At 48.1% G+C, this 20,648-nt stretch carries 18 protein-coding genes; 14 read left to right on the top strand and 4 right to left on the bottom strand.

All coding sequences use genetic code 11. From position 1 onward, the window contains the following. Positions 1–9 precede the first annotated feature (9 nt). The gene (gene pabB / locus F566_RS33535) at positions 10–1,377 is read right to left on the bottom strand and encodes an aminodeoxychorismate synthase component I (RefSeq protein WP_020408791.1); all 1,368 of its coding nucleotides are present in this window, start codon (positions 1,375–1,377) and stop codon (positions 10–12) included. A gap of 443 nt (positions 1,378–1,820) precedes the next feature. Between pabB and F566_RS0119900 the strand changes: the two genes are divergently transcribed. Then, entirely contained in the window at positions 1,821–2,450 is a 630-nt protein-coding gene (locus tag F566_RS0119900; protein ID WP_020408790.1) for a DUF6160 family protein, read from the top strand. A 254-nt stretch (positions 2,451–2,704) separates the two neighbouring features. Further along, a complete protein-coding gene (locus F566_RS0119895) occupies positions 2,705–3,286 on the top strand; it encodes a DUF6160 family protein (protein WP_020408789.1) in 582 nt (193 codons plus the stop codon). Positions 3,287–3,409: 123 nt separating this feature from the next. Here F566_RS0119895 and F566_RS0119890 read toward each other — a convergent pair whose 3' ends face one another. After that, positions 3,410–4,048, bottom strand: coding sequence for a hypothetical protein (locus F566_RS0119890; protein WP_020408788.1), 639 nt, complete (start codon positions 4,046–4,048; stop codon positions 3,410–3,412). Positions 4,049–4,438: 390 nt separating this feature from the next. Here F566_RS0119890 and F566_RS0119885 point away from each other — a divergent pair, with 390 nt between their 5' ends. The 4 genes from F566_RS0119885 to F566_RS0119870 all read left to right on the top strand — a co-directional run bounded on the left by F566_RS0119885 (position 4,439) and on the right by F566_RS0119870 (position 10,072). Then, positions 4,439–5,398, top strand: coding sequence for a DUF58 domain-containing protein (locus F566_RS0119885; RefSeq protein WP_020408787.1), 960 nt, complete (start codon positions 4,439–4,441; stop codon positions 5,396–5,398). An 80-nt stretch (positions 5,399–5,478) separates the two neighbouring features. After that, positions 5,479–7,509, top strand: a complete 2,031-nt coding sequence (locus F566_RS33530; RefSeq protein WP_020408786.1) for a transglutaminase TgpA family protein — start codon at positions 5,479–5,481, stop codon at positions 7,507–7,509. A 112-nt stretch (positions 7,510–7,621) separates the two neighbouring features. Next, entirely contained in the window at positions 7,622–8,608 is a 987-nt protein-coding gene (locus F566_RS0119875) for a DNA polymerase III subunit delta' (protein ID WP_026180160.1), read from the top strand. A gap of 231 nt (positions 8,609–8,839) precedes the next feature. Further along, complete coding sequence (locus F566_RS0119870) at positions 8,840–10,072, top strand: DUF4013 domain-containing protein (RefSeq protein ID WP_020408784.1); 1,233 nt, start codon at positions 8,840–8,842, stop codon at positions 10,070–10,072. Positions 10,073–10,213: 141 nt separating this feature from the next. On the opposite strand, the gene F566_RS0119865 is transcribed toward F566_RS0119870, so the two are convergent. Beyond that, on the bottom strand, positions 10,214–11,674 hold the full coding sequence (locus tag F566_RS0119865; protein WP_020408783.1) for a rhomboid family intramembrane serine protease: 1,461 nt from the start codon (positions 11,672–11,674) through the stop codon (positions 10,214–10,216). 73 nt (positions 11,675–11,747) lie between these two features. After that, on the bottom strand, positions 11,748–12,374 hold the full coding sequence (locus F566_RS0119860; RefSeq protein WP_020408782.1) for a riboflavin synthase: 627 nt from the start codon (positions 12,372–12,374) through the stop codon (positions 11,748–11,750). Positions 12,375–12,661: 287 nt separating this feature from the next. Between F566_RS0119860 and F566_RS0119855 the strand changes: the two genes are divergently transcribed. The 8 genes from F566_RS0119855 (at position 12,662) to F566_RS0119820 (ending at position 20,557) form a co-directional block, all read left to right on the top strand. Further along, complete coding sequence (locus F566_RS0119855) at positions 12,662–13,663, top strand: hypothetical protein (protein WP_020408781.1); 1,002 nt, start codon at positions 12,662–12,664, stop codon at positions 13,661–13,663. A gap of 88 nt (positions 13,664–13,751) precedes the next feature. Beyond that, positions 13,752–14,255 carry an O-acetyl-ADP-ribose deacetylase gene (locus tag F566_RS0119850; RefSeq protein WP_020408780.1) on the top strand — a complete coding sequence of 168 codons (504 nt, stop codon included), beginning with the start codon at positions 13,752–13,754 and terminating at the stop codon, positions 14,253–14,255. Between the two features lie 333 nt (positions 14,256–14,588). Further along, on the top strand, positions 14,589–15,800 hold the full coding sequence (locus F566_RS0119845) for an ammonium transporter (RefSeq protein WP_020408779.1): 1,212 nt from the start codon (positions 14,589–14,591) through the stop codon (positions 15,798–15,800). A 219-nt stretch (positions 15,801–16,019) separates the two neighbouring features. Then, entirely contained in the window at positions 16,020–16,706 is a 687-nt protein-coding gene (locus tag F566_RS33525; RefSeq protein ID WP_033416614.1) for a TetR/AcrR family transcriptional regulator, read from the top strand. A 170-nt stretch (positions 16,707–16,876) separates the two neighbouring features. Further along, on the top strand, positions 16,877–17,362 hold the full coding sequence (locus F566_RS0119835; protein WP_020408777.1) for a L,D-transpeptidase: 486 nt from the start codon (positions 16,877–16,879) through the stop codon (positions 17,360–17,362). Positions 17,363–17,604: 242 nt separating this feature from the next. Beyond that, positions 17,605–18,627, top strand: a complete 1,023-nt coding sequence (gene nagZ, locus F566_RS0119830) for a beta-N-acetylhexosaminidase (RefSeq protein WP_020408776.1) — start codon at positions 17,605–17,607, stop codon at positions 18,625–18,627. A gap of 58 nt (positions 18,628–18,685) precedes the next feature. After that, entirely contained in the window at positions 18,686–19,807 is a 1,122-nt protein-coding gene (locus tag F566_RS0119825; RefSeq protein ID WP_020408775.1) for a mechanosensitive ion channel family protein, read from the top strand. Positions 19,808–19,822: 15 nt separating this feature from the next. Next, on the top strand, positions 19,823–20,557 hold the full coding sequence (locus F566_RS0119820; protein WP_020408774.1) for an S-methyl-5'-thioinosine phosphorylase: 735 nt from the start codon (positions 19,823–19,825) through the stop codon (positions 20,555–20,557). The last annotated feature ends 91 nt before the right edge of the window (positions 20,558–20,648 follow it).

Here is a 20,648-nt window from a genome sequence, read left to right as displayed (position 1 = left end):
TTTTTCTTCTTAGTGGGAATTACTCTTGGGGTTGAGGTCAACCCCAAGAGCTTTGGCAATATGCCGAATTTTGACCAGCGACTCTTCATACTCTGATTCAAATTGTGAATCCGCGACAATTCCACCGCCGCCCCAAAGATAAGCCTGACCTTCACAACACACGAGGGTGCGAATAGCGATATTACTTTCCAGCCTGCCGTTTCGGCCCAGAGTAAAGACGCTGCCGCAATAGATGGAGCGTGGATATGGCTCCAGTTCTTCAATGATTTCCATTGCCCGCTTTTTGGGAGCACCGGTAATGGAACCGCCGGGCAAACATTCAATCAATGCCTTCAGGGGGGAAATATCTGATTTAAGCTCTGCTGTAATCGTGCTGACCAGGTGATGCACATTGCTGAAAGTTTCGAGTGCGCAGAGCTTTTCCACTCTGACTGACCCGGTGTTGGCGACTTTGCCAAGGTCATTTCTCAGCAAATCCACGATCATGACATTTTCAGCACGATCTTTCGGACTGGACAGCAGTTCTTCGGCAATCTCGTTATCCCGTTCCCTTTCCGCAGAACGCGGCCGGGTTCCTTTGATGGGCTTAGTGCTCAGTACTCCCTGATTAATACTCAAAAAGCTCTCAGGTGAGAAACTCAACACCTGGCCATGCGGCGTTGAAATGTAGGCAGAGTGAGGCGCATCTGTTTGTTGGTGTACCTGCTTGAAGGCGGCCCACGGATTACCCTGGAACTCTGCCTGAAAGCGTTGGGTGAGATTCGCCTGATAAGTGTCCCCACTATATATATAGTCAATGAGTCTACGGAAGGCTCTGGAATAATCTTCTGTATCCCAGTCGCCCTGGAATCCGGAAAACGAAAATGGGCCATTACTGTCGAGGTGGCCCGATGTGTCGTTGTTCATATTTGTTGACTGATTCAGCTGTTCCTGAATCTCTTCTGGCATTACGCCGATGACCTTTTGGCCACTGTGATCGATGAGCAGGTAGTGGCTGAAATATCCCACAAAAAATTTCGGTAAGAGCTGTTGGTCACACCCTGGTCGTTGATCGGCTTTATCCAGTATCAAATCTCTACCCAGCTCGTAGCTGCAGTAGCCGATGAGGCCTCCGTTGAAAATCTCATCCAGATCGTGACGGGGAGTCGTTCCAGAGGGCGTCGTCTCTATTCTTTGAATAAATTCGTTCAGGTCTCTGGCGGCGGCATCCGGAGGGCTGTTACCCGGTATTTCAAAGGTCCAATCAGGTTCAAAGGCGGCAATGTCGACAATACCCTGATTTTGCACTGGAACTCTGACCAACACGAATCCTGCTCGTGAAGACAGGTCATCTAACAGGGCTTTGTGGTCAGAATAGGGGAACTGGATATTAGGCATGTATCTGATGCTGGTGGGATTTATGAGTAATGGTTCTTGAGTGGCAGACGTATTGTTTCAATAGAAAAATGAGGTGTCGTTAACAAAATGTAACAAGTGGTTACGAGCTGTGAACATAGTCACGGTTTCCACGTCTTTGCACCAATACACTGCATTTACGGTTCAGGGCAGAAACTTCCTAAAGTTCTGTAGAACCAGCGATTGTAGAGTTTGTCGCCAGGTAAGTGAAGAAAAAATGGAATTATTCGATGTATCAGAACGATGCAGAAACTGTGAGGATTGTCACGGAAAACTTACAGAGGGAAAACTAAAGTAACAATCGCAAGATTACAAAACGGAATGTCAGACAATCTTAAAATTAAAAGTGTAGGACAGGAAGTTTGTAAAGAAGCCCCTTGAGGGTTTCAAAATCAATAACAAAAATATCTTTTAGGAGAAATTAAATGAAAGGCCTGAAAAAATTAGTGTTGGTTTCTGCTATCGCTGCAGCTCCTCTGGCTGCTCAAGCTGAACTGAAAGCAATCGATGACGCTGCACTGTCTGACGTTACTGGTCAGAGCGGTTTGGTAATCGAAGCTGGTTTCGGTTCTGTTTCTGGTGTTGACGCCGCTACTGGTGACTTCTACGGAGTTGACTGGAGTGGTGCTGGTATCACCATCGACGCGTTCAAATGGATTGTTGACATTGAAGGTGGCTGGGATCAGGACACTAACCTGGGCGTTAACGTAAACGCTGGTAACCCAGTTCCTGCACTTGGTGGTTTCATTGCTAAAGACATCGCGATCGCTGGTTCTGTAGACATGACCATCGACGCGACTGCTGACCTGGCTAACGTTGTTGCTAACGGTGGTGCGGTTGCTGAAGGCGACGGTGGTATCGGTATCAGCTTCGCAAACTCTGACATCAACTTCAAAGTTGGTGATATGGGTGTATTCGTAGAAGAGTATGACCTGGCTAACGTTGGTGGTAGCGGTACTGTCGCTGCTCAGCAAGTTTCCAGCTACGGTGGAATCGAAATCATCGGCATGAACATCGATAACCTGCAACTGGTTATCCGTGGTAACGGCCTGTAATATCGATTCGGAATTTTCTTTCAAATCGATAGCTACAAGTTAAGGCGCCTTAGGGCGCCTTTTCTATTTTCCTGGCCGAAAAGCGGGCGTCGAAAATTACAAATGGTTTTGATATCAATGATTTGTGAAAGGCCTCACTGATTGGAAATTTTTTGTAACGTAAAGTGTCAGCATAGATACAAAAAGCAAGATATATAAAAGACAGTATTCCAGAAATGGCTAAATAACAATGAAGGGCCAAAGGAAGAAATAGTATGAAATTGTGCAAAGGAATCACCCTGGTTTCTGCCGTGCTTATGGCAAATGTAAGCTTTGCTGAATTAAAGCCCCTTGAAGATGAGGCGTTGGGAGAGTTTTACGGGCAGGCCGCACCTGCGATGGAAATGAGTGGCCAGATTACCTATGACGCTATTGTTTATACTCCCCCCGATGGTGGCCCCCAGGAAGTGATATTGCCCGGACAGTCTTCGAGTGACGGCTCTATTTCCACACAACAGCTCAGTTTCCAGGGCCAAATGTTCGGATTGCCTCAGACCGGCGGGGTGGTTGATCAGTTATTTTCAATTTTTCCCATGAGAATGGGAGGGGTCGATACCAACGATGACGGAACCATCGATCGGGGTGCGATGATGTTCTCATTCCAGCCAAATGTTGGGCGTGGCACTCAGTTTTCCCCCCTGAACATCACTATGGATCAGGATACCGTTAATGTGAGAGACCAATTGTTTATCTCCAATCAGGGGATTCTGATTTTGAATGCACCATTGGAAAATAATACCTTTACGATTCCCGAACAATCCGGGGAGTTTTCCTTAACACCGGTAAAATACTTCTGAGTTAAATTGTTGAAATAGACTGTAGATAATGAAAAAAGCGCCTTAACGGGCGCTTTTTTATTGGTTATCAAAAATTTCTTGCATCGAAATTGGAGACTGTAGGCCCAGGTTATTATTGAGGGACTATTGTTGTGGAATTGTCAGTATCAGGTCAAAGCCACCGTTATCCCGAGGTTGAAGATTCACCAGCCCGCCTTGCAGACTTTGCTGAAGAGTAATGGGATCAACGCCGGGAAGGTTTCCTACCGAAATAGTCAATTCCTGTCCGTTTGAATGAAGATTCAACTCATCACCATAGGGAAGGGTAACGGGTTGAGTATCGGTTTGCCCCAGCACTTGCTCAAAAGTGAAGGCCCCTTCCGGTAGTGTGATATTGTAAGGCAGGTTTCTTTCGGTAAGGGGAATCAGTTCGGGGGTACCAATATTGGCCAGTACCAGCTCCTGCTCACGAGTCCGTTGCTTGGCAAACTCAGCGGCGTCAACATATTCCTGCCATTCATTTGCCAGACTGGTTTCAAGTTCCGCCTGTTCTTCTGACTCTGTCTTGACTGGTTCGCCAGGGGCGATGGTGTAAGTGCGGGTCACTTTTTTCTCCGCTGCCTTTACGGCCGGAGTGACGATGATCGTTGAGTCCTTGATATAGGTATCAGTCAACTCACCGCTGGACAGCGACTTTACTTCAGCAAAGGTGCTGGTGCTAACAAGCGCGATGCCAACGATGAGAGCCTTTCGGGCGAAACTTCCGGTATGGTTATATGACATAATTCCCACCAGTAATTGCACTAAACCTACCGTAGTCAGGATACAGCCGAACTCTCAGATGACGGTAATGAATGCGGTCCAAAGTGTTGGTTGATAATGATTCATGTTACGGATCAACCAACGGATATGGCCACTATTATATGATTATTTTAATTAAGTTTTGTAAAAGAGTCGGCAAAACGCAACAAAGTTACTAATTTGAATTGAGTAAGTATTCCATGTGAGTTTCGGAAAAGCGTTGGCGAGGCCGTCAGAGCAAGGATAAAGTTGGTAAGAAGAAGCTTTTATCGCAAATTAATGCGCATTTGAGCCGCCTTTTTTACGCAGCAATGGCAATGCTGTTAATTTCTCAGAGGTTTCCGATGCCATCAGACAAATATCAGGGTTGTTATGTTGAACGTAATTCAAAGATTTGAAGAGCGCATGGCGAAGTGGGTTGAAAAACGTCTGCCGCCAGTAAAAGAAGTGGAACTGTCTCACCGAGAAATCTTTATTCTACCCACCCGATGGGGACTGCTTTTTATAGGATTGGTTGGCTTGTTGGTACTGACGGGAATCAACTATCAGAACTCTATGATCATGGCGGTTGGCTTTTTCCTGTTTTCCATTTTGCTGCTGAATATTGTGTCTGCTTATCGAAACTTTTCCGGATTGTATGTGAAGTTTCATCACTCTGAACCCTGTTTTGCAGGAGAGCTTGGAGGATTGGAGTTTATTGTGGCGGGTAGAGAGAAGGGACACTCCAGTGTTGAAATCGGATGGGTTCCTGACAGTTTTGTATCAGTGAGTGTTGATAAAGGAGAAAATGAGCGCTTTATCATTGAGCATCCCTGTCCTCACCGGGGAAGGTATCGGCCAGGAAGGATGCTTCTGACTTCAGTGTTCCCAATGGGGCTGATAAGGGCATGGTCCTGGCAGGACCTGAATGCGGAAATTATTGTGTTTCCTGCACCGGTTGAGTCGGCAATGGTTTGGGGAGAAGCCGAGGGAGATCAGGAGAGCGGCAGAAAAGCCATGGTGCCCGGCCAGGAAGATTTTGAGGGGCTGCGCAGCCATATACCGGGGGAATCCATGAGTCGAGTTGCCTGGAAAAAGTACGCGCAAAGTGGGGAGTTTTATTCCAAGGAGTTTGCTCAGCCTCTGACGGACCCTGAGTGGATCGATTTTAATGCCTACTCGGTTGGGGATACAGAGGTTCGGCTGGGAATGATGTGTCACCAGGTTCTGACGATGCATGCGAGAGGACAGCTCTACGGCTTACGTTTACCAGGAAAAACGATCAGTCCTGATCAGTCCGATTTACACAGGACTAGGTGCCTCATTGCCCTGGCGGTGTACCCGGAATTATAGAGCAGCTTAAGATGAAAAGGCGGTCCGTGGTGAAGAGCAAGACTCACAATGAAGAAAGGCTGTAAAGAAATGGTGTCTGAATGTTAAGCCAAATCAGATGGCAAAGGCGGTTCAACCATCCTGTCAAAGTCGAAAGGCAGGCTTTGCTGTGGATGATCATCGCGCTAATACCGGCGACCCTAGTGCATTGGGAGGTTCTTCCGGTTTGGTTGATTCTGTTTGCGGCGGGGGTCACTGTTTTTCGCGTTGCCGTTTTTAAAGGCTGGATTGCCGAACTGAACAAATGGCTGAAAACATCATTGATGGTGCTGTGTCTCCTGCTTTTTATATGGACCAGTCGCAGTTTGTTTACTGTTGAAAATGCCGTTGGTTTTTTTGTATTGGCTTATAGTCTGAAATTGGTCGAGCTTAGAAGTCAGCGCGATGCCTATATCTTCAGCTTTATGACGCTGTTTTTGCTGACTTTGGGGTTATTGTTCAGCCAGTCGCTGTTTCGGACAGTTTATGTTTTCTTTTTCCTTGGAATTGGTTTGGTGGCGCTTGCTGCCGTGAGTACCCGGGTCAAGCTGAGTTCACTGACCGGAAGCCTTGGAAGGGTGTACAGTCTTATGTTGCTGGCACTTCCTCTGCTGGCGATTCTGTATGTGGTATTTCCCCGATTTGGCCCGTTGTGGAGTATGCCGCTGAAAAGTACATCGGCATTTACCGGGCTCGATGATACGGTGTCGCCGGGTGATGTGGCGAATTTGGCTCAATCAGGGGAAAGAGCCTTTCGGGTGACCTTCGAAAACGAGGTTCCTCCAAAGAAAGAGCTATACTGGCGTGGATTGATTCTGGATCGTTATAATAACGGACGATGGTCTCGGTCATTTATTCAGCAGAATGTAGAGCGCTGGAATCGGGGGGGAATTAATTTAAGCCGAGATGACCCTTTCGATTACGAAGTGCTATTGGACCCTCATAATCGCGAGTGGGGGTTTGCTTTGGCTAATGCCAGACTGGTATCAGGTGACGCCTACACAACAAACCAGGGGCTGGTACGTTTCACGAAAGATGTTAAGTCAGCCACTTGGTACAGATTGGCTGATCAATCGCCGGCCTATGAGGAGCTGACCCTTACGGAGGCTAAACGATATTCTCGCTTACCGATTGAAGAAAATCCCCGTACACGGGAGTGGGCAAGGGATATTCAATCCCGCTTTGGATCTCCGCGTGAACAGATTAACCATGTACTTGAGTATCTTAACCAGAACGAATTTTTTTATACGTTGAGCCCTCCTTTGCTACCAAGAGCCAATAGGGCTGATGAGTTTCTTTTCGGCACCAGAAGAGGATTCTGTGAACATTATGCAAGCTCCATCGGCATCTTGTTCAGGGCACTGGGAATCCCCACGCGAATGGTCACCGGGTATCAGGGAGGGGAGTGGAATACCCAAGGTGGATTCCTGGTGGTCCATCAGTATGATGCTCATGCATGGCTCGAAGTTTGGCTTGAGCAGGAGGGGTGGGTCAGGGTTGATCCTACTGCTGCGGTGGCTCCCGCGAGAGTTGAGTCCGGAATCCGTGATGCGGTAGCCGGTGAGGGGACTTTCCTTCAAAACTCCCCTTTGGATCTCGCCAGATTCAATCATGTCAATGTCATTTCCTGGATCAGAGAGCAGGCGGAATACCTGAACTATCAATGGGTCAGCATGGTGGTCAATTATGATCAGGAGTCCCAGCGATCTTTACTCGGTCGTTTATCTGGAAAGGACGATATTCGGTATGTTGCCGTCCTGCTGGCTATTCTGGCTGCCGTTGTATTCGGTGCTCTGGGTATCTACAGTGTCTGGCCGGAATGGAAGAAAGGCCGCAAACAACCGATACAAAGGCTCTATCATCGATTTATCAGGAAACTGGCGGCTAAGAATAGTAATATTCATGCCGGAATGACACCTCGCCAGGTCTTATCTGCCGCAGGTGCTGCCCAGTCTAGGTCGAGTGTGGAGTACAGGCAGAATATCCGGCTGATTGCGCAAGGATTTGAACAGCTTTTATACGTGGATGAACCGCAGGAAGCCTCCAGACGCCAAATACTCAGGCAACTGAAGGCGAAAATAAATCGGTTGTAACCGTCAGTATATGACTCTGCTAAGTCAGGTCGGAAAGCCGGTTTGAATTCTGATCACTTATACACTCTTAACTCATAAGGTACATTTGCTGTAGATGGATAACGGGAACAAAATGCCACTTTCTTTGCCATGGTTTAACGATCAATGGTCATCCTGGCTGAAACAGAACCGTCAGGACAGTTTTCCCAACGCTATTCTGCTGACCGGACCGGCTGGTATCGGCAAACTTGAGCTTGCCCGTAGGCTTTCCTGTCTTCTGGTCTGTGACAGGCCTGATCCTGAACCTTGTGGCGAATGTAAAAGTTGCCGGCTGTTGGAGGCTGGCAGTCATCCCGATTTGATGTCGGTATTACCGGAAGAGGGCAGCAAGTCCATCAAAATAGACCAGGTCAGGGCGTTATCGGAATTTGTGCACAGTCGCCCGCAAGTTGGTCGGCGACTGGTTGCTGTGGTAAGTCCGGCAGAAGCCATGAATGTGTACTCTGCCAATGCGATGCTGAAAACGTTGGAAGAACCTCCTACCAGTGTTGTGATAATTTTGGTGACCGGCCAGGCAAGTCTTTTGCTGCCAACTATCCGGAGTCGTTGTCAGATCATCAAGCTGGCAATGCCCGATACTGTACTGGCAGGAAAATGGTTGGCGGATCATACCGGGCAGGGAGAAGAGGATACTGCGCAATTATTGCGATCAGCTGGTGGCCAGCCCCTGACAGGGCTTCATTGGTATAGCGAAAATGCTGCTGACAGCCAATCTCAGGTATTGTCTTCCTGGATCGATTACCTCGAAGGTAAGGAAGATGCGTTTTCACTGGCTGCTCAATGGTCAAAGCAGGATGTGGAGTGGGTATTGCACTGGTTGGCTGGATGGTTAAGAGATGCCATGGTAATCAACAGTGGTGCGAAGGACAACGATGCGTACGTCAGGCAATCGCGACAGGCGTTAGAGGCAGTGACACTCAGATTGACTCCTGAAGCAATATGGCATTTGTATCAGGCGCTGATTGAAGCTAAAAAGAGTGTTATAGAGCAACGTAACCTCAATCCGCAGCTAATGCTGGAAAACTGGTTGCTCATGAACAAAAAGAAATTCTCTGTCTGAAAAAGTCCCGGGGCCCTGTAAATGGATAGCTATTGCCAATATCACCCTTTGGAGCCGTCTGAGTGGTATTGTAAAACTTGCCAGAAGTATTTTTGTGAGCACTGTGTTGCCGCCAGCCCTGGCAGTTTTAATGCACAATGTCCGGTTTGCCACCAGGGGGTGGGCCATAGCGGGTCAGCGAATAAAGTTCCGCCGTTTTGGCAATGTCTGAGCGATTTTTTTGCGTATCCCATGTCCCGGGACCCCATATTCCTCATTGCGATTTGTACTGTTTTGCCGGCCATATTCAACCAGGGATTATTGGCGCTGTTGGTATTGGTTGTGCTGGTCTGTGCCCAGACCAAGTACATGTATCTGGTGATCGAAAATTCTGCCGCGGGGGATCTGAAACCTCCCACACTAAAAGAGGCGTTTGGCGGGGGAGGGTTAATGCTGGTGATTCAGCAGACACTCATCTTCCTGATATTTGGCGGTTTGGTGTTCGCCGTAAACCTGTGGTTGGGGTCGGCTCTTGCCATACTGATGTTAGTACTGATACTTGTTGGCCTACCTGCGAGTGTTATGTTGCTCGCCACTGAGCATGAAATTGCGCAGGCTTTGGATCCCTCGCGAATTCTGGGAGTTATCGGGGCGATTGGCTGGCCTTATTTCGTCATGTGCGGTTATCTGATTCTACTGATGTTGGGATTAGGAGCCGTACAGGAGTTTGTGGTGACCCGGTTCAGTCCGTCGCTGGCGTATACAGTGACGGGCTTTACTTCGAGTTATTTTATGCTGGTGATCTTTTGCATGATGGGATATGTGCTGTTCCAGTATCAACCGCGTCTTGGTGGCGCGATACGTACTCATCAGCTTGAGGATCCTCGCACGGAGCAGGTAAAGAAGAACGAAAAGCAGTCTCTGATTGAAATAGATATTGCCCTGAAAGACGGCAAATATGATTTGGCCATTGAGGCGTTGACCAATCTTTTCAGTCGTAAACCGCATGATAAAGTCACACTGGACCGATTGTTCAGACTCCTGATGTTGACCCATCGCTGGGACGTGCTGGACAAGAAATCGCTCCCAGTTCTGAAGCTGTTGGTTGAAACGGGCCGAATCAGAGAAATTCGTCAAATGTTACGGGGCTTATACACCAAACGCGAAAAGTTTGAAGTGCGAGATCCTGATGCCGCTTACCACATAGCTCAATCCCTTTATCACGCCGGAGATTATCGGTTACTCCTGCGGGTGATTCAGAACTACAGCCAGCGATTCAAAGATGCTCCTCATCAGGTTGAGGTGCTTTTACTCTCTGCCAGAGCTCTGGCAAACGGTCTACATAACGGTACAAAAGCCCGGCAATATCTATTGTTTCTCGCCAAGAACTTTCCTGAGGATCCTCATGCGGTTCAGGTTCCTGAGCTTCTGGAGCATTTGAAGAAGGAAGGCCGTTTGCCTGATCCCAAAGTTTCTTTCGGATAGAAGGGGCGATTGGAAGGGGTAACCCAGTAGAGGCGCCAGCCGGATTTAAGTGCAATGCGAGTTTGGTGTGATTGTCTGTCTTTTGACTACCCAATGACAGGCAGTCAAAAGAAACAGCGAACAAGAGTCTGGTCCGGCTAGCTAAGCTCTGGGCTCTGTCAGAAGATCCTCAAGAAGTTTTTCGTACTTTTTCGCCTTCATGGGCATCTCGCGAGTGTTAAATGCCTGTATGGCAGAGCGAAATCCTTCAGACAGAAGCCCCTTGTCCTGAACCGTTTTCCCGATAACCTGAAGTAGTTTTTCAGCCTCACTCATACGGTTCGTGCTGAGGCAGCTATTGAGAATGCGGAAATAATAGCTCTGGTCCGAAAGAGAGTGGCCGGATGCATACCTGTCATAATCTTCAAGAATCTGCAGTGCTTCATCGACACGATTGAAACTCAAGGCATGATCCAGGGCGAGTTGGGTAAAACGCTGGCTTTCAGGGTCCTGAGGATGAATCTTGTATAAGTTGAATAGCTGGCGAATGATTTCGCGCTCGTGGGGGTTCTGTTCGTGAAGCCGCAAAAAGATTTTTCTGGCTTCATCAAAGTCTACCTTGCTGATGGCCTTGAGGCCTTTGGAAAGCTGAGTTCTGTATTCCTGATCGCTTTCTTCTTCCGTTTGTGAGTCCTCTTCCTGTGGTTGATACCACTTTGTCCAGGGAATCATGATCGCTGCGCCGGCAATCAGCCCACCTGCGTGAGCCATGTAAGCAACGTGCGACAGTGTGTCGAAGAAGTAATTGTAGATTTCGATGCCGAGCCACAAGGGCAGAAGGAGCAGGGCCGGCGCTTTAAAATAATTGAAGTAGAAAAATACGAAGTAGAAAAAGCGGATTTTTCTTAGTCGATAATAGCTGACGTACATGCCCATCAATCCGGATATTGCCGCAGAGGCTCCGATCAGGGGCTGCAGACTATTTCCTTCAATCGCAGCAAATAGTAGTCCGCCACATGCGCCTGTGAACAGATAGGCCAGCACATAGAGAGCTTTCCCCAGAATTCGCTCAATGGCAAAACCAAGGAGGAAAAGGAACACCATATTTCCTGCCAGGTGACCAACGCTGCCGTGGAGGAATTGATAGGACAGGAGATCTCCCAGTTCAATATCGGCAGGTACCAGCCCCATTTGCCAGTAACTCAATTTGTCCAGAAAACTGATCTGTATGTACTGTCGTTTTGGAAGCCAGTTTTCGTAGACAGCTGGTTCAAGAAAATCCTGCCCTTTATCTGCAAGATAGCTGACAAAGCGCCGATCTGTCAGCATCTGCGGAATGAGTTCCTCAATTTGATTATCGAGAACTGCCTGACGTACTTCGGCGGCGAGTTCATAACGGTCATCCTGATGCAGGTTGACCTGTCTCTGCAGGTAATCTGCGTATTCCGGCGCTTCCATGACGTACAACTTCTGTTCTACGTAGTGGTCATAGGCGGCGTTAAAGAGTCGGTTATCTTCCGCATCCAATCGAAAGAAGACAAAGACATTGATGATAATCAGGGCCAGAGTGACGACTGGTGGCCGCTGCCAGTTGATTTTGTGTTCAGCAGGTAAAATCAGCATGAATCAGGCACTTATATTCCGGTATCAGGTCCGTCAGTATTGTTAGCTGTGGTATGTCTCACCGTTGCCAATGCTAGTTGCTGGAAAATTGCCGCTGTGCCAGCGTTGGTAGAACTCTTTCAATTGTATCAACAATTGTCTGAGTTTGCGGATCGATTTCAATATTAACAAGATCCCCGGGAATCAGTGCTTCAAACGTAGTGACGCGAAGTGTTTCAGGGATAAGGTTGACGGTAAAGCCTGTTTCATGACAAGCGCCGACAGTCAGACTGGCGCCATTTACACCGATAAATCCCTTGTCGAATATATAGCGGCTCCATTGAGGGGGGACTTCGAAATCCAGAGCCAGATTGTTTTCAGAAACTCTTCTGGATTTTAATGGTGCGGTGCAGTGGACATGTCCGGACATCAGATGACCACCGATCTCGTCCCCGATTCTTGCGGCATGTTCAAAATTGGTTGAATCACCAAGTTGCAGTTGCCCCAGATTGGTCAGACGGAGAGTTTCTGCCATCAGATCAAAAGTGAGTTGTCTCTGGTTTTTGCTGACGACCGTCAGGCAGGTGCCATTGATCGCAACACTGGCACCAATCTGAGTGTCCGACTGGTCTTCGGGGAATTCGAAAGTGTAGGTGAACAGACCTTCTTGCTTCTGGGCAACAACGAGTTTGGCTTTGCCTTGTACGATTCCGGTAAACATTAACAATTTGACCTGTAATAACATCAAGGGTGTAAGGATAAGGTCAAGCCGGGCGAAAATTAAGCCATTCGTACAAATTTATTGGAGGTTGATTACGATTTCGCCTATTACACGCTCCTGGCTACTTACAGGTTGCCTGGTCTTTATCAAAAGTCAGTCATTTTCCGGTAATCAACATATTGAAATGGCCTGAGTATTGCCTATACCTCATAATAAGCTTAGTGATGTCAAAAAACTGACAATGCTCCGTAAGGGGTGATCAGCCTGCGATAGCGAAATATGGATCTATGAAAATACATAATTCAACCCAGCGAGATCTGGAACCCGAAGAACTGCGAGCTTTGGCAAGAGGCGAGCTGGACCCGATTAAAAAGGCGATAGAAGAGCATCGTAGCAAAAACCTTCCTGCGACCAGCGAAAAAGGTGCTGGTGGCAGCAAACCTCCTGCGCAAAAAACTGACCGGAATGATAAAAGGTCTCCAGCCAAGAGCAGGCTCCCAGCGAAGGGAGGGCAGAACGCTTTGGCAGGAAAGGAGTCGAAGGTCGCCACGGGGAATGAGTCTTCTGTTTCCAATTCTTCTACCAGAGGGGGGGCGGACAAAACAGCTCCCGCAGGGAAAGAGAATCCGCAGGCAGCTCAGCAAAGTGCTGAGCAAAGGAAACAAGAATGGCAAAAATTAAAGGAGAAGCAGGTACGTCTGATTCAGATCATTCGCGAATGCGAGCCGCTCGAAGTGCTGAATTATGAGCTGCTGGCACTGAAACAATATCCTGACGCTGTGCGAATATTGAGTGCCAAAAGACGGCGGGATTTGTGGTTGCTGGCCGATCTGCTGGCTCTGGGGGTGTTTTTGATTGGATGGTTCGGCTTTTTTCCGGCATGGGTGGCTGGCGTGGCTTTTGGGGTGCTGATTGCTCTTTTGTCCTTTGCCATTCCTCCCATTCGTCATATGTTCGTTAAGGTGCCTGACCATAAAGAACTGGTGGAGCAGAAAAAAGCGATTGAGTTTCGTGCTATCAGCCATATCCGAATGCTGGAGGGCAGCAATGGATTGGCATACCAGTGTCAGATGATGCTTCCTTATCGTAAATCGCTAGGTGATAAGCGTTACCGAAGAATTGTCCTGTTGAGTCGGCAGAAAGCGATCATCAAGGCGATGCGTTCAGCGGCGGCGATTCGCCTTTATCTGATGTATATGCTGGAGGCGCAACAGGCCTTCAAGGTTGTTAAAAATGAATACATGAAAACTTCCTCCAGGCTGCAATCGGAATTTGTTGATTTAGCGTAAGTGTCCTTGTTTGCTGTTAGCAGGAATTAGAAGAAAACGGAAAGAGAGCAAATGGGTAAATAGGAAAATCAGTAGTTAGGGGGACTTTATGATCAGGGTAGAGCTTGTTGATATTACTTCCCTTGAAGTGGATGCCATTGTCAACGCTGCCAACAGGCAATTATTGCCAGGCGGAGGTGTTTGTGGGGCGATTCATCGCGCCGCAGGTCCGAAATTGGCTGAGGCTTGTCGTCAACTTCGTGGGTGTGACACGGGAAGTGCTGTCTTGACCGAAGGATTCGATCTACCTGCTCGATATGTCATTCATGCTGTGGGGCCGGTGTGGGAGGGAGGTGCTCACAATGAAGAAGCTTTATTGGCGTCCTGTTACCATCGTGCCCTTTCTCTTGCGGATCAGCACCAATGCCGCTCAATTGCATTTCCCGCAATCAGTTGCGGTATTTTTGGTTATCCGCTTGAAAAGGCTGTTCCTGTGGCGGTTCGGTCAGTGAAGTCCGGCCTTGAAACTGCCGCTCACATTAAGGAAATAGTTTTTGCTGTTATTGACCAGAATCTGGCAACCCATTTCAGATCTGAAATTGATCATTCCTAAATCAAACCCGTCTACCAGTTCTAGTGCCCACCAGCGAATTCAGAACGGCACCATGATGGTGCATTGAGCGTTGTAGAATACCCGTGTCGTCCTGATTCCTTCCTTTAACCTGTCTGAATGCATTGATATGGTGCGTTTCAGGTTCGATTTTTGCTTCTAATTAGCTCTTCTGAACTCAGAGCAATATATGCTCTATCTGGTCAGATGATAAAAAACTAATAATAACAGTGAGATAGAGAGTTTATTTGAATTTCTCTGTGGAGCTGTATAGAGCACACAAATGGTGCATCAAGCGAAGCGTGCACTATTGAAGAGCGTAAATAGGAGTGATTCGTGGAAGATATTAACAATGCAGTTCAATCTCTGATGCAGGGAGCTGATACGTTATTTATTCTGTTAGGGGCAATCATGGTGCTGGCAATGCATGCTGGTTTCGCATTTCTTGAAGTGGGGACTGTCAGGCATAAGAACCAGGTCAATGCACTGGTCAAGATTATGACCGATTTCGGGGTGTCGACACTTGCCTATTTTTTTGTAGGGTATCAGATTGCTTATGGTGTCGATTTTCTCGTCGGAGCTCAGGAGTTGAGCGAGAAAAACGGTTATGACCTGGTGAAATTTTTCTTCCTGCTGACATTCGCAGCCGCCATTCCCGCCATTATCTCTGGTGGTGTGGCTGAGCGGGCGAAATTCTACCCCATGCTGATCGCCGCATCACTTTGTGTCGGATTGGTGTATCCCTTCTTTGAGGGGATGGTCTGGAATGGAAATTACGGATTTCAATCATTCCTTAATAATACCTTTGGCGCCGAGTTCCATGATTTTGCCGGTTCTATCGTTGTGCATGCTGTAGGTGGCTGGATCGCCTTTGCTGCAATATATCTTTTGGGGACACGGAATGGCCGCTACCGGAATGGTAAGCTTGTCGCTTTTGCCCCATCCAATATTCCGTTTCTGGCATTGGGAGCCTGGATCCTGACTGTAGGATGGTTCGGGTTCAACGTGATGTCTGCTCAAACGCTGGAATCTGTCAGTGGCCTGGTTGCCGTTAACAGTCTGATGGCGATGGTTGGCGGAATCGTTAGTTCAATGCTGGTGGGGCGTAAGGATCCTGGCTTTATTCATAATGGCCCACTGGCAGGTTTGGTTGCGGTTTGTGCGGGGTCGGACCTGATGCATCCAGTAGGCGCCCTGGTAACCGGCGCGATTGCCGGCGCACTGTTCGTTTATCTGTTTGAGATTTTACAAAAGAAAATGCCGAAACTGGATGATGTTTTAGGTGTTTGGCCTTTGCATGGCGTATGTGGTCTATGGGGTGGAATAGCGGCTGGTATCTTTGGTCTGTCATCAATGGGGGGGATGGGAGGTGTGACCTTCATGTCTCAGCTCGTTGGCTCCCTGGTGGGGGTGATTGTGGCAACTGTCGGCGGTTTTCTTGTCTACGGCATCGTGCGCGCGGTGACTGGAATTCGTTTGAGCGCAGAGGAAGAATTCGAAGGGGCGGACCTGGCTATCCACAAGATAGGTGCAAACGGGGCAGACTAGATAAGTATTCGGTAAGTTCAGAACAGAAATTAATTTCTTAACATGGTTAAATAGACCGTGGCTGTTCGTCAGCTGCGGTCTGTTTCGGATGTGATTACCAGTCAGAAGATTCCTGCGAATTGCCCGCTGTACAAAACGTTTACAGCATTTTACTTGACATTTTTATGCATCAAACGTATGTTTCAAACACTTGTTTGGAATGTATTACCTATTACAACAATGGCTCAATCAGAAACCGTCGACCGTATTTTGGATGCCGCAGAGCAGCTCTTTGCTGAGCGTGGATTCTCTGAGACATCCTTGCGTCAGATTACCAGTAAGGCAAAAGTGAACCTTGCTGCCGTCAACTACCATTTTGGTTCCAAAAACGCGCTGATTCAGGCGGTATTTGATCGATTCATTAATCCTTTCACGCGCATCCTGCGCGAACGATTGAACGATGCTGCCAAGGGTAGTGAGGCTGTTAGTCTGGAGGAGCTGCTTCAGATTATCACAGTATCTATTGTTTCTGTGCCGCGTCGTAATGAAAAGAGTCTTTCTATCTTCATGAGATTGCTGGGACTTGCTTATACTCAGTCTCAGGGGCATCTGAGAAAGTATCTGGAAGAGCAGTACCGCACTGAATTTAAGTTGTTCATGAATCTGTTGAGGCAGGCCACTCCACACCTGACGCCGGTAGAGCGTTTCTGGCGTATGCAGTTTATGCAGGGGGCGGTGGCATTTACCATGTCTTCATCTGAGGCCTTGGGAAGTATTCTGGAGAACGAAAAAGGTGCCAGAGCGCCAGTAGAAGAGATTGTGGCCCAGTTAATCCCCTTCCTGGCCGCGGGAATCAATGCTCCAAGTCATGCGAGCAATGAGCTGAATACGAGCCCGGAAGCGGTAGAGGGTATTCACGGCGCCTGAAATAGCGCGCCTGCTCATAAGTGTCTGTGGCGATACTTGCGCGGGCTGAAGAGCCTATTCGCCGGTTGGAATTAAGTCTCAAAGGAACTATTCTGATTGTCCAGGGTTAAACAGACCCTAAAGAAGAGCCGTTCAGGCTGTGAATTGAATAATCTGGTAGTTCCGCTTATATGCCTTCCCAAATCCGGATCAATATTACCCGTCAAACCCTGATTTACTCCTGCAATAAGCTTGAGGAGCCTATCCAGTTCAGTATTTCGACCGGTTCAAACGGAGTCGGGCAGAAAGAAGGAAGTGGGCAGACTCCATTGGGGAAACATATTATTCGCGCAAAGGTGGGTCAGGGAATGCCTGCGGGGGCGGTGTTTGTCGGTCGACGCTTCACCGGTGAAATTTATTCTCATGATCTTGCGGTCAAGTTTCCCGACCGGGACTGGATTCTTAGTCGGATACTATGGCTAAGCGGGAAGGAGGTGGGAGTCAATCGATTGGGGGACGTTGATACCATGCGGCGCTATATCTACATCCACGGTACTCCGGATACAGAACCCATGGGGATTCCCGCCAGTCATGGGTGCATCCGCATGAGAAATCAGGATATCATTCAGCTTTTTGATCTCGTTGATCTTTATACTCCTGTCGTTATAGAACCCTAGGGATTGGCGATACTCAAAATGGAGCCTCGATCGCTCCTGATAGACTGAAACGTCGGGGGAGCCGTTTACTTATATAGACCTTGTCCGTCTATTAATAGACTTGGCTTTTCCTAAAGAAGATCCCTTTATAGCTTAGGTGGTCCAGATATAGCCAAGCAGAAGTATCGCTAAAGACCTGATATTTAAAAGCCAGGCTTGGTGTTCAGCCAAGCCTTCAGATAGTCAAGGAAATGATCACTGTTATGTCCAGCGTTATGCCTTGTGGGCCACTTTTAATCGATATAGAAGGGGTGTGCTTATCATCCGAAGATATCAGTAGGCTCTCCCATCCACTGGTAGGGGGCGTTATCTTTTTTGCCCGAAACTACGAAAGCCGGAGTCAATTACAGGCGCTGGTAGCGTCTATCAGGCAAGTCCGTGAGAATATTCTGATATGTGTGGATCAGGAAGGAGGGCGGGTGCAGCGTTTCCGAGAGGGCTTTTCCCGTTTGCCTGCTGCAGGTGATATCAGGGGGCTTGCAGAGTCTAAAGGGTTGGATGTTCATCGGGTCGTCAGCAATATGGGTTTCTTGATGGCTTATGAATTGCGGGAGATGGATATTGATTTCAGCTTTGCGCCAGTAGCGGATGTGAATTATCAGCGCAACACGGTGATTGGTAATCGGGCTTATGGCGAGACACCCGAGGATGTCTCTGTTTTGGCTGCAGACTTTTTGCAAGGTATGGGGAAAGCCGGCATGGCGGGAGTCGCCAAGCACTTTCCGGGACATGGTTATGTAAAAGAGGATACCCATGTTGAAACCGCTGTTGATTCTCGTTCTAAAACGGAAATTGAAGCCGATATGGTGCCCTTCAGAAGGCTGATTGATCTGGGGGTGCAGGCAGTCATGCCGGCACACGTTGTCTACCAAGCCTACGATAGTCTGCCGGCTGTACAGTCTCCGGTCATGATTAATGACGTATTGAGAGGTCAATTGGGGTTTGCAGGCTGTGTAATCAGTGATGACCTTGGAATGTCCGGCGCATCAGAAAATGATTCAGTAGCCCACAGGGTTCGCGCCGCGATAGATGCGGGGTGTGATTTAATTATGACCTGTAATAATTCACCGGCAATTGATCAGGCCCTTGACGTTCTGGAAGCGATGGATAGGGATAAGCTTCTGGGGGATGTTGCAAGCAGACGCAGAGCAGCGATGATGCCGAGGGATGTAGATATGAAATCCCTCAAGCCTCTTGCCGAGGAAGCCAGGATGTTGCTGGCGTGAGGACATTGGCCGATTTGCCGAAATAAATCTTAATTAGATCTGATATATGGGGTGTTAAGTGTCCTGGAATGAATTTATCTCCTGGCTTGGTGTTTCCGAAGGAAATCTGCACTGGGTGGTCAAGGTTTTTATCGTCGTTTTTATAACCCTGATACTGAACTATATCCTGATAAAGCTTATAAACCGCTTTGGTAATCAGCTGGCAAAAACGAAAAATCTTTGGGATGACACGCTGATAGAAGCCGGTAAACGTCCCCTTGGTTTTCTGGTCTGGTTGATTGGTCTTTCCTGGGCGGCTGAGATCGCACAAAAAGAAACGGGAGCGGTTATTTTTGAGGCCGTGGATATGATCCGGAGAATTGGGGTGGTAGCCCTGATGACCTGGTTTGTTCTTCGTTTTGTCAGGGGGGCGGAGACAATTCTTGTGTCTCCGGAGCGAATGAAAGAGCCAATGGATAAGACCACGGTGATGGCTCTGAGTAAGCTTCTGAGGACGTCGATTGTGATTACTGCAACGCTTGTGGTGATGCAGACCTTTGGTTATTCGATTTCCGGTGTATTGGCTTTTGGAGGGATTGGGGGGATTGCCATAGGCTTTGCCGCCAAGGATCTGCTGGCCAACTTTTTCGGTGGGCTGATGGTCTATCTGGACCGGCCGTTTTCGGTTGGCGACTGGATTCGCTCGCCGGATAAGCAGATTGAGGGGACTGTTGAGCATATCGGGTGGCGTCAGACCTGTATCAGAACCTTTGACAAGCGACCTCTTTATGTGCCGAATGCCACGTTCACCACTATTGCTGTGGAAAATCCTTCTCGCATGTCGCATCGGCGGATTTATGAAACCATAGGGGTGCGGTATGACGATTTTACCAAGGTGGCGGTAATCGTGGATAAAGTGAAGGAGATGCTCGAGAAGCATGACGATATTGACCAGACCCAGACAATGATTGTCAATTTCAATGCCTTTGCGGCTTCATCTTTGGACTTTTTTGTCTATACCTTTACCAAGACAACTAATTGGATTGAATACCATCATGTGAAACAGGACGTTTTAATCAGGATTATGGACATCATCAAAGAACAGGGGGCGGATGTTGCGTTCCCGACCCGAACTGTTCATTTGCCGGACCAGATAAAACTGGCTCAGCAGATAGAAATGGATAGTCAATCAATCGAGTAATGGAGAAGAATGGTCATGTATGCCGTAATTGGTGGAACAGGGTTGACGGAGCTTGAAGATCTTCAGGTGGTAAAAAAGCATCATATGGTAACTCCCTGGGGTGATCCGTCGGCCCCCATTATTGAGGCCGAGTTGCAGGGGCAGAAAGTGTTGTTTCTTGCAAGACACGGTCATCCCCATCGGTTTCCCCCGCACAAGGTCAATTATCGGGCCAATCTATGGGCGCTCAGAGACCTGGGGGCGAAATCCATTGTTGCGGTGAATGCTGTAGGGGGGATTGATCCGGCGATGGGATCGACTCATATCAATATCCCTGATCAGTTAATAGATTACACGCAGGGGCGGGCGGGGACTTTTTTTGAAGAAAATCTGGAGCAGGTTACGCACATCGACTTCAGCTACCCGTATGATGAACCGTTACGAAAGGCGCTGATTCGACATACCTCTGAGTTAACGGACAACTACTCGAATAAAGGCGTCTATGGTTGTACTCAGGGGCCTCGACTTGAAACCATAGCTGAGATTCGTCGAATGAGTCAGGACGGCTGCCATATTGTGGGGATGACCGGCATGCCTGAAGCGGCATTGGCCAGGGAGATCGAGCTGGCATATGCCTGTATTGCCCTGATAGTGAACCCCGCTGCCGGTGTCAGTGATCGAATCATTACGATGGATGAGATTCATGAGGCGATCGACAAGGGGATGGGGATTGTAAAGCAGGTAGTGCGAAATTTGATTGTGTCCGAATAGTTGTAATAGCCCGGATCTGGATCCATAGTAAAAAAGAGCAGCTCAAAGCTGCTCTTTTTTTTGGCCAGTCTAAAGTTGTCTTTTTAAAGAC

Origin of the sequence: Hahella ganghwensis DSM 17046 (assembly GCF_000376785.1) — a bacterium.
GTDB classification, from domain to species: domain Bacteria; phylum Pseudomonadota; class Gammaproteobacteria; order Pseudomonadales; family Oleiphilaceae; genus Hahella; species Hahella ganghwensis.
This window is presented reverse-complemented; position numbering and strand designations above follow the sequence as displayed.

Excerpts from the sequence above, each read along its gene's own strand:
- pabB (WP_020408791.1), bottom strand. The coding sequence starts at position 1,377 with ATGCCTAATATCCAGTTCCCCTATTCTGACCACAAAGCCCTGTTAGAT.
- F566_RS0119900 (WP_020408790.1), top strand. The coding sequence starts at position 1,821 with ATGAAAGGCCTGAAAAAATTAGTGTTGGTTTCTGCTATCGCTGCAGCT.
- F566_RS0119895 (WP_020408789.1), top strand. The coding sequence starts at position 2,705 with ATGAAATTGTGCAAAGGAATCACCCTGGTTTCTGCCGTGCTTATGGCA.
- F566_RS0119890 (WP_020408788.1), bottom strand. The coding sequence starts at position 4,048 with ATGTCATATAACCATACCGGAAGTTTCGCCCGAAAGGCTCTCATCGTT.
- F566_RS0119885 (WP_020408787.1), top strand. The coding sequence starts at position 4,439 with ATGTTGAACGTAATTCAAAGATTTGAAGAGCGCATGGCGAAGTGGGTT.
- F566_RS33530 (WP_020408786.1), top strand. The coding sequence starts at position 5,479 with ATGTTAAGCCAAATCAGATGGCAAAGGCGGTTCAACCATCCTGTCAAA.
- F566_RS0119875 (WP_026180160.1), top strand. The coding sequence starts at position 7,622 with ATGCCACTTTCTTTGCCATGGTTTAACGATCAATGGTCATCCTGGCTG.
- F566_RS0119870 (WP_020408784.1), top strand. The coding sequence starts at position 8,840 with ATGTCCCGGGACCCCATATTCCTCATTGCGATTTGTACTGTTTTGCCG.
- F566_RS0119865 (WP_020408783.1), bottom strand. The coding sequence starts at position 11,674 with ATGCTGATTTTACCTGCTGAACACAAAATCAACTGGCAGCGGCCACCA.
- F566_RS0119860 (WP_020408782.1), bottom strand. The coding sequence starts at position 12,374 with ATGTTTACCGGAATCGTACAAGGCAAAGCCAAACTCGTTGTTGCCCAG.
- F566_RS0119855 (WP_020408781.1), top strand. The coding sequence starts at position 12,662 with ATGAAAATACATAATTCAACCCAGCGAGATCTGGAACCCGAAGAACTG.
- F566_RS0119850 (WP_020408780.1), top strand. The coding sequence starts at position 13,752 with ATGATCAGGGTAGAGCTTGTTGATATTACTTCCCTTGAAGTGGATGCC.
- F566_RS33525 (WP_033416614.1), top strand. The coding sequence starts at position 16,020 with ATGGCTCAATCAGAAACCGTCGACCGTATTTTGGATGCCGCAGAGCAG.
- F566_RS0119835 (WP_020408777.1), top strand. The coding sequence starts at position 16,877 with ATGCCTTCCCAAATCCGGATCAATATTACCCGTCAAACCCTGATTTAC.
- nagZ (WP_020408776.1), top strand. The coding sequence starts at position 17,605 with ATGTCCAGCGTTATGCCTTGTGGGCCACTTTTAATCGATATAGAAGGG.
- F566_RS0119820 (WP_020408774.1), top strand. The coding sequence starts at position 19,823 with ATGTATGCCGTAATTGGTGGAACAGGGTTGACGGAGCTTGAAGATCTT.